Origin of the sequence: Lysobacter enzymogenes (assembly GCF_017355525.1) — a bacterium.
Taxonomy (GTDB): Bacteria; Pseudomonadota; Gammaproteobacteria; order Xanthomonadales; family Xanthomonadaceae; genus Lysobacter; species Lysobacter enzymogenes_C.
The window spans coordinates 5,650,030-5,661,379 of the sequence record NZ_CP067395.1; the positions used below are offsets into that span (position 1 = coordinate 5,650,030).

At 68.1% G+C, this 11,350-nt stretch carries 9 protein-coding genes; 8 read left to right on the forward strand and 1 reads right to left on the reverse strand.

The annotated features are described in order from the left end of the window. Positions 1 to 94 precede the first annotated feature (94 nt). From hflX to JHW38_RS23935, 5 genes are all read left to right on the forward strand, one after another. Complete coding sequence (gene hflX / locus JHW38_RS23915; RefSeq protein ID WP_207523766.1) at positions 95 to 1,423, forward strand: ribosome rescue GTPase HflX; 1,329 nt, start codon at positions 95 to 97, stop codon at positions 1,421 to 1,423. Between the two features lie 160 nt (positions 1,424 to 1,583). Continuing rightward, positions 1,584 to 2,711, forward strand: coding sequence for an FtsH protease activity modulator HflK (hflK, locus tag JHW38_RS23920; RefSeq protein WP_207523767.1), 1,128 nt, complete (start codon positions 1,584 to 1,586; stop codon positions 2,709 to 2,711). Beyond that, entirely contained in the window at positions 2,708 to 3,571 is an 864-nt protein-coding gene (hflC, locus tag JHW38_RS23925; RefSeq protein WP_207523768.1) for a protease modulator HflC, read from the forward strand. Before hflK ends, hflC begins: the two co-directional genes overlap by 4 nt. 9 nt (positions 3,572 to 3,580) lie before the next feature. Then, positions 3,581 to 3,772: a DUF2065 domain-containing protein gene (locus tag JHW38_RS23930; RefSeq protein ID WP_207523769.1), complete on the forward strand. Its 192-nt coding sequence runs from the start codon at positions 3,581 to 3,583 to the stop codon at positions 3,770 to 3,772. A gap of 605 nt (positions 3,773 to 4,377) precedes the next feature. Continuing rightward, positions 4,378 to 6,102: a hypothetical protein gene (locus JHW38_RS23935; RefSeq protein ID WP_207523770.1), complete on the forward strand. Its 1,725-nt coding sequence runs from the start codon at positions 4,378 to 4,380 to the stop codon at positions 6,100 to 6,102. A 137-nt stretch (positions 6,103 to 6,239) separates the two neighbouring features. Here the strand turns inward: JHW38_RS23935 and JHW38_RS23940 are convergent, their stop codons facing one another. Beyond that, positions 6,240 to 7,514, reverse strand: a complete 1,275-nt coding sequence (locus JHW38_RS23940; protein WP_207523771.1) for a phospholipase D-like domain-containing protein — start codon at positions 7,512 to 7,514, stop codon at positions 6,240 to 6,242. Positions 7,515 to 7,941: 427 nt separating this feature from the next. Between JHW38_RS23940 and JHW38_RS23945 the strand changes: the two genes are divergently transcribed. From JHW38_RS23945 to JHW38_RS23955, 3 genes are all read left to right on the forward strand, one after another. After that, positions 7,942 to 9,234 carry an adenylosuccinate synthase gene (locus JHW38_RS23945; RefSeq protein ID WP_207523772.1) on the forward strand — a complete coding sequence of 431 codons (1,293 nt, stop codon included), beginning with the start codon at positions 7,942 to 7,944 and terminating at the stop codon, positions 9,232 to 9,234. Positions 9,235 to 9,352: 118 nt separating this feature from the next. Further along, positions 9,353 to 10,225, forward strand: a complete 873-nt coding sequence (locus tag JHW38_RS23950) for a hypothetical protein (RefSeq protein WP_207523773.1) — start codon at positions 9,353 to 9,355, stop codon at positions 10,223 to 10,225. A gap of 159 nt (positions 10,226 to 10,384) precedes the next feature. Beyond that, positions 10,385 to 11,188, forward strand: a complete 804-nt coding sequence (locus JHW38_RS23955) for an NAD(P)H-dependent oxidoreductase (protein WP_207523774.1) — start codon at positions 10,385 to 10,387, stop codon at positions 11,186 to 11,188. Positions 11,189 to 11,350: the final 162 nt, after the last annotated feature.

An 11,350-nucleotide genomic window follows, 5' to 3' on the forward strand; every position in this document is an offset into this window, starting at 1 on the left:
GTCCGACCCGGTCGGAAGAATTGAGAAACCGGCGCGGCGCCACCATCTGCCAGGGTTCGTCCCCGGGTTTCGCCCGCCAGCACTCTTCCTATCGATGTTCGAACGTTCCAAGAAGGGCGAACACGCCCTGCTGATCCAGCCTCACTCCGGCGGCGCGCCGGAGGAGGACCTGCTGGAAGAGTTCGCCGACCTGGCGCGCTCGGCCGGCGCGTCCGTGGCCGCGGTGCTGACCGCGCGGATCGACCGGCCCAACGCGGCCATCCTGATCGGCAGCGGCAAGCTCGAGGAGGTCAAGGCCGCGGCCGAGGCCACCGGCGCCGACCTGATCCTGGTCAACCATCCGTTGAGCCCGGGCCAGGAGCGCAACCTCGAGCGCGCGCTGCAGCGGCGCGTGGTCGACCGCACCGGCCTGATCCTCGACATCTTTTCCCAGCGCGCGCGCAGCGCCGAGGGCAAGCTGCAGGTCGAACTGGCCCAGCTCAAGCACATGTCGACCCGGCTGGTGCGCGGCTGGACCCACCTGGAGCGCCAGCGCGGCGGCTCGATCGGCCTGCGCGGCCCCGGCGAAACCCAGCTGGAAACCGACCGCCGGCTGTTGCAGAAGCGGCTGGAGCAATTGCAGAAGCGCCTCGACAAGGTCGAAGTGCAGCGCAACCAGATGCGCCGCGCGCGCCTGCGCAGCGAACTGCCGCGGGTCGCGCTGGTCGGCTACACCAACGCCGGCAAGTCGACCCTGTTCAATGCGCTGACCGGCGCCGACGCCTACGCCGCCGACCAATTGTTCGCCACGCTCGATCCGACCGTGCGCAAGATCAGCCTCGCGCCCGGCTCCGAGCCCGGCCGGGCCGGCGCGGGCGGCGGCGTGGTCCTGGCCGATACGGTCGGGTTCGTGAGGGATCTGCCGCACGACTTGGTCGCCGCGTTCCGCTCGACCTTGTCGGAAGCGCGCGAGGCCGACCTGCTGCTGCACGTGATCGACGCCGCCGACCCGCACCGCGACGAGCGCATCGCCCAGGTCGACGCGGTGCTGGCCGAAATCGGCGCCGGCGATCTGCCGCAGCTGCTGGTGTTCAACAAGATCGACCGGCTCGACGGCGTCGCGCCGCGGGTCGACCGGCCCGGCGAGGAACGCCATCGGGTGTTCCTGTCGGCGCGCGACGGCGGCGGCCTCGACCTGCTGCGCGAGGCGCTCGGCGAGGCCTTGCAGTTGCGCCGCGTTCAGGGCGCGGTGCGGGTCGCGCCGCAGGACGCGCGCCTGCGCGCGCGCCTGCACGAACTCGGCGCGGTGCGTTCCGAGCTGGCCGACGAGCACGGCTGGCAGCTCGAAGTCGACCTGCCCGTGGCCGACGCCCAGCGCCTGTTCGCCCAGGCCCACGGCGAGCCGCTGCGGCCCTTGCTTGAGACGGTGGAGACCCCCACCTAGAATCGACAGGTTCGCGCGCAGGTGAATGCGCGCGCGACCCGCCGCGGGCGTCCCGACGTCCGCGGACCGGCATCGGCCCTGCCGCGGCCGGTGCTCGGGCGCAGCCGCACTGCCGAACGGCAGGACGCCGCGCCCGGCGTCCACTTTCTTAGGAGCAGGCATGGCCTGGAACACCCCCGGTAGTGACAATTCCGGCGACAACCGACCGTCGCGGCAACGCAAACCCTCCGGCCGCGGCCTGGATTCCCTGATCGATTCCGCGCGCGGGCTGTTCGGCAACGGCGGCAGCGGCGGGATCCTGCGCTGGCTCGGCCTGCTGGTCGCGCTGTGGCTGGTGTTCAACTGCTTCGTGCTGGTGACCGAACAGGAACGCGGCGTGGTCCTGCGCTTCGGCACCTTCTCGCGCGTGCTCCAGCCCGGCCCGCACTTCAAGCTGCCGTGGCCGGTCGAGAGCGTGAAGAAGGTCAACGCGACCCAGAGCAAGGCCTACAGCGAGAACGTTCCGGTCCTGACCCGCGACGGCAACATGGTCAACGTCGAGATCAACGTCCAGTACCGGATCGAGTCGCCGCGCCAGTTCCTGTTCGGTTCGCGCGAACCCGAGGAAGTGCTCAAGCAGGCCGCGCAGAGCGCGGTGCGCGAGCAGATCGGCCGTTCCGACCTGGACACCGTGCTCGGTTCGCGCAGCGTGCTGACCACCCAGGTGCGCCAGCGCCTGCAGTCGTCGCTGAAGGACTACGAGACCGGCCTGACCGTCACCGAGCTCAACCTGCCCAACGCGCGCCCGCCGGACGAGGTCAAGGACGCGTTCGACGAAGCCCAGCGCGCCAACGCCGACAAGTCGACCGCGATCAACGAGGCCCAGGCCTACGCCAAGAAGATCGTGCCGGAAGCGCGCGGCGACGCGCAGCGCATCCGCACCACCGCCGAGGGCTACAAGACCTCGATCGTGGCGCGCGCGCAAGGCGACGCGGCGCGCTTCTCGCTGCTGGTCGAGCAGTACAAGGGCGCGCCCGACGTGACCCGCAAGCGGCTGTGGCTGGACACCGTGCAGGACGTGCTGAGCCAGAACCGCAAGATCGTCGGCGGCGACTCCAAGCAGATCCTGTACGTGCCGATGAGCGACCGCAGCGGCGTGCCGGTGACCCCGGGCCCGGTCAGCGTGCCGTTGAACCAGCCCGAGCTGCTGCCGTCGGTGACGGCGACCGATTCGTCCTCGTCCAGTTCCAGCGTTCCCTACGTCGGCCGCCCCACGCGCCCGAAGACCCGCGATGAGGTGATGCGATGAGAGTTCCTGCCCTGATCGCAGCGGGCGTGGCCCTGCTGCTGGCCCTGCTGGGCTCGGTGTTCGTGGTCAACGAAGGCCACAGCGCGATCGTGTTCCGCCTCGGCACCGTGGTGCGCGAGGACGTCGGCCCGGGCCTGCGCTTCAAGTGGCCGCTGATCGAAACCGCGCGCACCTTCGACCGCCGCCTCAAGGTGCTGCCGGCCGAGCCGGAGCGCTACCTCACCGCCGACAAGCTCGACGTCAGCGTCGACTTCTTCGCGCTCGGCCGGATCGAGGACATGCGCCGCTTCTTCCAGGCCACCGGCGGCAACGAAGACGTCGCGGCCGAGCGCCTGGCGCCGATCATCCGCGATTCGCTGCGCAACGAGATCAACTCGCTGAAGCTGCTCGACGTGGTCAAGGGCGACCGCGAAGCCGTGGTCGGCAAGCAGCTCGAAGCGATCAACCGCGGCGCGTCGACCCTGGGCGTGAAGATCCTCGACATCCGGATCAAGCGCATCGACCTGCCGCAGGACAGCAACGTGCTGCAGTCGGTCTACAACCAGATGCGTTCGCAGCGCTTGCAGGTGGCCAGCCAGTTGCGCGCGGAAGGCTTCGAGCAATCGCAGGCGGTGCGCGCCTCGGCCGATCGCGACAAGACCGTGATCCTGGCCGAAGCCGAGCGCGACGCCCAGCGCCTGCGCGGCGAAGGCGATGCCGAGGCCGCGCGCCTGTACGGCGAGGCCGCGTCGAAGGATCCATCGTTCTTCGCGTTCCAGCGCAGCCTGGATTCCTACCGCAAGGCCTTCGCCGACGGCCAGAGCGTGATCGTGCTCGACCGCGACGACCCGTACCTGCAGTACCTCAAGTCCGACCGCTGAGGCCGGCCGATGGCCGGCGAGCTGTGGCGGGCCTTGTGCCTGGTGGCGGTGTTCGAGGGGCTGGTGCTGTTCGTCGCCCCGAACGGCTGGAAGCGCGCCGCCGAGCAACTGCGTTCCTTGCCCGACCCGCATCTGCGCGCGGTCGGCGGGATCGTGGTGGCGATGGCGGTGACGGCGCTGTGGTGCCTGCGCAGCGGGTGACGGCGGCGCGCAAGGCGTCCGCCGCATCCGCCGTTGCCGCGTTCGCCGCAACGGCGACGGATTGATTGAACGGCGCGGGACGTTTTCACGGCGCGCGTTCGGCTGCGCAGCCGGGCGCGATGCCGAAAGTCCGCGCATCCTGCGACCGCGCGCACGCTGCGCGCCGCCGCCGCGGGCTCTCGCCGGTTGCGCAACGGCCTCGTACGCCGCACGCTTCGATCAGGCTCCGCCGCTAAAGCGCCGCGACCGTCGCAAAACCGGCGCGCCGCCGCGCTCACCGAATCTCCCGCCGCTTGACCGTCTTCAAGCGCGCCCAGCGACTGCCATCACCCAAATGCGGATATGTCCGCGCGCGCTGCGAATCCTTCCCGCGGCGTCCGCGTTCGTTCCCGTTTTCGCCCTGTCGGCCGCGCGCCGCGCCGTCTAGAACCGACGGCGGCCGGCGTCCGCGCGGATCCGTCCGGCGGGGAGCGCCGGATCCGCGGCGCGTCGCGCCTTCTCCGTCGAGGCCGCCGCCGCGCCGCATCCGCCAGCCGCAAGGCCGGGCGGGGCGGGCGCCGGCCGCGACGCCGCCAACGCCCCATCGCGCTAATGGAGTCAGCGTCATGAAGCAGATCCCGTCGTTGCGGCGCAGCGCGCTCGCGCTCGCGTTGCTCTCGCTCAGCGGTTCGGCCCTGGCCGCCACCTGTCCGGCGTACAACCCGTCGAACAAGGCCAACAAGCTGTACCTGGTGTTCCCGACCGCGAACATCGCCTATCCCTCGTTCGGCTTCAGCGCCGGCTCGGTCACCAACCCGGCCGCGCCGTTCTCGGCCGCCGACCTGCCCAGCTACACCGGCACCACCGCGGCGCTGCGCTCGGCGGTCAAGCACGTGGTCGAACTGGACTACTGCGAGTTCAACGTGCAGGTGCTCGACACCACGACCTTGCCGCCGACGACGTTCGCGCGCCGCAACACGGTGGCGGTGACGACCAAGTCGGACATCACCGACGGCCTGTTCGGGCTGGCGCAGGCGGTCGACACCGGCGACACGACCGCGGTCGATTTCTCCTACGTCTGGGGCAAGACCTACCAGGACTGGACCGGCGGCCCCGGCGGCGCGCTCAACGGCGCCAGTTCCACCCTCGACCGCTGGGCCAACTCGATCGGCGGCACCGCCGCGCACGAAGCCGGCCACAACTACGGCCTGGCCCACAACACCACGCTGAACCCGGGCGAAGACACCTTCAAGCACCACGTCATGCCGGCCGGCGGCAGCCTCACCGCCGAAGACCGCGCCGGTTACCGCCGCCATTTCAGCGACACCGAATTCTCGATCCTCGCCGCCAACGTCGGCCTGTCGCTGCAGACGATGTGGAACTGGGACCTGGTCAATCCCAACGCCAATCCCGCGCACAGCCTCGAACTGCGCGTGCTGCATCCGTCCAGCACCGCGCCGTCGATCGACTGGTCCTACGCCGGCTGCAACAGCCCGTGGATCAACCCGACCGTGATCGGCCCGATCGGCCCGGCCGAAACCTTCCAGGGCGGCACCTACTACCCGTACACGGTGAAGTGGAGCACGCCGAATCCGGCCTGGGCGACCGGCTCCTGCGCCGGTCTGCCGGGCCCGCCGGGACAGGCGCCGGGCGGCATCCTGTTCCACATCGGCGCGTCGTTCATGGGCGTCAACTTCAACCTGTCCACGCCGAATCCGATCGTCATCAAGGACATCACCCTGCGCGACGCGTCGAGCACGGCGATGGCGCTGAACCCGCGCCTGCACGCGTTCGATGCCGGCACCCTCGACACCATCGGCAACCTCAACCTCGGCGTGTTCAACGTCGCGCAAGTGCCGCTGCGCCTGCAGAACCTGCAAGTGCGCGAGCTGCCGCGCGTGCTCGGGCTGGACCAGATGGTCGCCGACGGGCGCATGGCCGATTTCACCGGCCAGGAGTTCCGCGCCTGGGAGAAGACCGAACGCACCCTGGTGCAGGAGCGCCAGAGCCGGCCCGGCGAAGCCATCGCGATTCCGGTCGCGCACGTGTCGCAGCCGCGCCACGTCTACCAGGTGATCACCGCCGACGACTGCAAGCAGGGCGACAGCCTGTACAGCGGCCGCGACGTGGCCGACTGCAAGCCGGGCACCGCGATCGACCTGTTCCCGTCGACGACGATGTACTTCACCGCCAACACCATCGACGACAACGCCACGTATTGGGATCCGACCAAGCGCGAATACGTGCGCGGCCCGCTGGCGTCGCGCACCTACTACCAGGTGACCGGACGGCGCCTGGACCGCAACAAGAACGGCGTCGACGACTACATCGACGAGCGCCAGGGCAAGTAAGCCGCCGCGCCGCCGGAGCACGGGCTCCGGCGGCTGCGGTTCGATCCATCGTTTCGAGGGCGCGCCGCGCGTCGGACCGCGGCGCCGCTGCGGGCCCGGCGCAAGGCCGGGCCCGCGTTTTTCGCTGCGGCGGGGAATCAGCTTAATTGACGGACTTCCGAGCCGAAGTAATTCAAGACTTTAGTGGTGCGCCCATTGAGGATCGGCAGGTCCTCGCGATTGCACCAGCCGATCAGTTCCTGCACGTTGGCTGTGCCGAATTCGTTGAGTTTGTAGTCGGTCGAGTAGATGACGTTAGCCATGCGGTCGACCACATGGTCGGAGCCGTGCACCAGATAAGCGAGCGTGTCGCGGGTACGCACAGGATCGTTGTAAGTGGGGAACTCGCGCCTCCAGGTCGCCATGCCTCCGGCGAAGAAACGGAAACGGTCGTGGAACGAGTGGAGGGTGGACAGGGCGTCGAACAGTTCCGAATCGTCGGCTTGCCGGATCGATTGTGGCGAGGCGAAGACGCGCGTGAGGCGGGGATAGTTGATCGCGACGATAGTCTGTTCGAAGTGAGGCCACGGATTTTGACGCCACTCCTGCATCAGTGAGCCAACTAGGGCGTGTTGTTCTTGCCGGGAGCGCCGCGGCGCTTGCCGCCATGATTCGCCGATGGCGTAGCGTTCGCGGACGAAGCTGATGAACGAGTCGATTTCTATGCGCAGCGGGACGGCGGCCTCATCAGCCTTGCGATAGCCGTTGCTTCGGTAGGCGTCGCGTACGATATCGAACGCGGCGACGCTCTCCTGATACGCACGGCGGTAGCTGGACGCGAACAATGACGACTTGGAGCGCTTCGGCTTGGTGCGTTCGATGTTTTCTGGCTCGCTGTCGCCCAATTGCGAAAGTAGGCCGCGCGCGAGTTCATCGATCCCGCGCTGCTGCCGGTCGTATTCGCGGAAGGCGCTGCGGTATGCCTTCAACTGGTCATCAGTTGGAACTTCCGCGCTGTCCCAGTATTCCTCGAACAGCTCGATCAACCCGTGCAGGCGCTCGTCGTCCGCCTCGACGCTCAGCATGACCTCCTGGTTGCGCATCATTGCGCTGCGAGTGAGGTTCGCCGAGCCGACTAGCGCGGCGTCGGTTCCGAACAGATACAATTTCGGGTGATAGTGGTTCGAGGTGTAGCAGCGCAACTGAACCTGTGGATGCTTGAGCACGCGATCGATGGCGTCGGGATCGGTGGGAAATCCGAGCCGGATAACCAAATGAATGCGGCAGCCTTTATCGAGCAGCTTGAGCACCAACTCCGCGTCGGTGAAGAACGCGGATGCGATATAGATGTCGCCGCCGCCATCGGCGAGCCGTTCAATTTCGTTGAGTACGAAGTCGCCCTTGCTGTTGCGGTTCGCGAACAATCCTTTCATTCGATCCCCCTCTGGTCGTGGCGGTCGCACGGCGACGGACGCGCCTGCCGCCCGTGGCTGCGTCCTTGGATCGCAAGCGTTCCCCACGTCGATCTTGGCCCGGCGCCTGACCGGCGTCTACGCAGGCAGGCGGCCGCAGGCGCCTGGACGCTGCCGCGAGGGTCGATTTTTGCGTCATGCGGCGGCGACGGCGGGTTTGGACATGAACGCGGGGCGGCCGGCGCGGCTATTCCGCCAAAAATCGGGTCATTTTGGGGGTGGCCTTGGCCACCCGAAACCCGGATAATGCACAAAAGCCGGCTGGGGCCATCCCCGCCGGCTTTTTTCCGTTCATGGCCCTGTGGCGCGGCATCGGCTGCGACTGGGCGCGGGCGGACCTTGCGGCAGCCGCCGCCTTCACAGCTAAAAAGCGCAGGAGTTTGGACTCATGGGTCAGTCAGTCGTCGTTCTCGGTGCCCAGTGGGGCGATGAAGGCAAGGGCAAAATCGTCGACCTGCTGACCGAGCAGATCGGTGCGGTGGTGCGCTTCCAGGGCGGCCACAACGCCGGCCACACCCTGGTCATCGGCGGCAAGAAGACCGTGCTGCACCTGATCCCGTCCGGCATCCTGCGCGAAGGCGCGCTGTGCCTGATCGGCAACGGCGTGGTGCTCAGCCCCGCCGCGCTGCGCAAGGAAATCGACGAGCTCGAAGCGACCGGCGTGGAAGTGCGTTCGCGCCTCAAGATCAGCCCGGCCACCCCGCTGATCATGCCGTACCACATCGCCCTGGATCAGGCCCGCGAAAAGGCCGCCGGCGGCAAGGCCATCGGCACCACCGGCCGCGGCATCGGCCCGGCGTACGAAGACAAGGTCGCGCGCCGCGGCATCCGCGTGGCCGACCTGCATTACCCGGCCCAGCTCGCCGAACTGCTGCGCAGCGCGCTGGACTACCACAACTTCGTGCTGACCAAGTACCTCGGCGTCGACGGCGTCGACTACCAGAAGACCCTCGACGAAGCGCTGGAATTCGGCGAATACGTGCAGCCGATGAAGTCCGACGTCGCCGGCATCCTTCACGACCTGCGCAAGCAGGGCAAGCGCGTGCTGTTCGAAGGCGCGCAGGGCTCGCTGCTCGACATCGACCACGGCACCTACCCGTACGTGACCTCGTCCAACACCACCGTCGGCGGCGCGCTCGCCGGCACCGGCGTCGGCGCGGACGCGATCGACTACGTGCTCGGCATCGCCAAGGCCTACGCGACCCGCGTCGGCGGCGGCCCGTTCCCGACCGAACTCGACGACGAAGTCGGCCAGGGCATCCGCGACCGCGGCCAGGAATACGGCGCCACCACCGGCCGCCCGCGCCGCTGCGGCTGGATCGACATCGTCGCGCTCAAGCGCGCCGTCGCGATCAACGGCATCACCGGCCTGTGCATCACCAAGCTCGACGTGCTCGACGGCATGAAGACCTTGAAGATCTGCATCGCCTACGAATACCGCGGCAAGCGCACCGAGTACGCGCCGCTGGACGCGGCCGGCTGGGACGAGTGCACCCCGGTGTACCTGGAGTTCCCCGGCTGGGACGAGAACACCCACGGCATCACCGAATGGGACAAACTGCCGCCGGCCGCGCGCGCCTACCTGCGCGCGCTGGAGGAACTGGCCGGCTGCCCGCTGGCGATCGTCTCGACCGGCCCGGACCGCGACCACACGATGGTGCTGCAGGATCTTTGGGCGTAAGCGTCCAGGGTTGAGCGACGAGAAAGCCCCGCGATTGCGGGGCTTTTCTTTTGTGCGGCCAGAGGCATTGCCGGATACTCGTCCGCGCCCGCCGATGTGCGGGCGAACGGGAGGGGCGATGGCCGAGGAAGTGTCGGATTGGTACGCGTGCTTCAGCCTGTACAAGCGCGTAGTGGACTTCGAGGGCGCCGGGCTCTACCACGCGGTGCTGCGTCCCTGGCTGGACGAGCATCCCGGAGTCGGACGATGGTTGCGCGGGCTGGCCGCCGAAGGGCCCGATCCGGGGCCGTTTCCCACTTACGATCCGCTTTGGACGCTGTACGCGCTTTCGCGCGTAAACGATCTGCTGTTGTTCGGGTTTCAGCCTCACGGAGAGGACGTCGATGCGTCGTGCCGTTCGCTGGAGTTGAGCCAGGACGAATACCTGGATTTCATGAGCGCGCTCGGTATGCGCCAGGTGCGCTGGCCGCATTTCTCGCCGTTCCACCATGAAATCGTTACGGTGGCGCAGGACGCGTTTCCCGCGCGTCCGCCGGTGTTGCTGCGCGAGCGCTGGCCGTGCCTGATGCTGGGCGACATGTTGTTTTCCCGGGCCGGCGTGGATATCCGTGCGGGCAGCGCATACGTCCGCGCCGACGTGGCCGAGCGCGCGCATCTGTATTGGAGTTTTCGGCGCTTCAATCGACGGACGCACGACTTGTCTCACGGTTGGGGCAGCAATTCGCAATGGAGCACCGAGTTCCGCCGCGACTTCCACATCGGCGACGAGTTCCGTTTCAACGTCGACGGATGCCGGGACCTCAACGAAATCAAGGACGATGTCCCGGATGTGGATTACGGCCTGGTCCGCCGCGAACGCATCGAGATGGTTCGGCACCGGATGTGGGTGGTGACGGACAAGCCCGACGACGATCTGTTCCCGTACGACGATCGTTTCGTTTGCGGGGTCGAGTTCGCGCCGACGCCGATGCATCAACCCCTCCTGCGCTGAAGGCCTCGGCGCCGGATCGGCGGACGGCCCGGGGTGGACGACGGCGCCGCGGGCTTGCCCGATTGGTTCCAACCATTCCCCATTGAAACCGCCGCCCAGCGCCCAGCCGCGGCGCGCGCCTGTCTAACCTGAGCGCCCCGATCACACTGCGGCGCTCCCATGAACAAGAACATCCTCATCGTCTACGCCCACCCCGAGCCGGCCTCGCTCAACGGCGCGCTCAAGGACGCGATGCGCGAGCATCTGCTGGCCCAAGGCCACCAAGTCGAAGTCAGCGATCTCTACGCGATGGGCTGGAAAGCCGCGGTCGACGCCGCCGATTTCCCCCGGCGCGACGCCGCCGCGCGCTTGCGCGTGCCGAAGGATTCGCATGCGGCGTTCGCCGCCGGCGCGCTGACCGACGATGTGCGCGCCGAGCAGGACAAGCTGCTCCGCGCCGATGCGCTGATCCTGCAGTTCCCGCTGTGGTGGTATTCGATGCCGGCGATCCTCAAGGGCTGGTTCGACCGGGTGTATTCCTACGGCTTCGGCTACGGCGTCGGCGAACACTCCGAGACCCATTGGGGCGACCGTTACGGTGAGGGCACGCTGGCCGGCAAGCGCGCGCTGGTGTCGGTCACCGCCGGCGGCTGGGAGCCGCATTACTCGCCGCGCGGGATCAACGGGCCGATCGACGATCTGCTGTTTCCGATCAACCACGGCGTACTGCATTACCCGGGCTTCGAGGTGCTGCCGCCGTTCGTGGCCTACCGCACCGACCGGGTCGACGCCGAGCGGTTCGAACAGACCCGCGCGGCGCTGCTGCGGCGCCTGGACGGGTTGTGGAGCGATGCGCCGATCGCGTTCCGCGCGCAGAACGGCGGCGATTACGAGCTGCCCTCGCTGGAGCTCAAGCCCGGCCGCGAGAGCGGCGGCGCGCACGGATTCGGCATGCATGTGGCGGCGGCCGCCGCGGTGGGCTGAGGCCCGCCGGCGCCGCTTGGCGACAGGTACCTGAACGTCGACGGCCTGTTTTTGGCTGGAAGAAGCGTGCTTAGTGGCACAGAATAATTGTGCTATTCGTCACATTTATGTTCAGTTGATTCAGGCGGCACCGCCGTCCTCTGCCGGAGCGTCGCGCTCGAA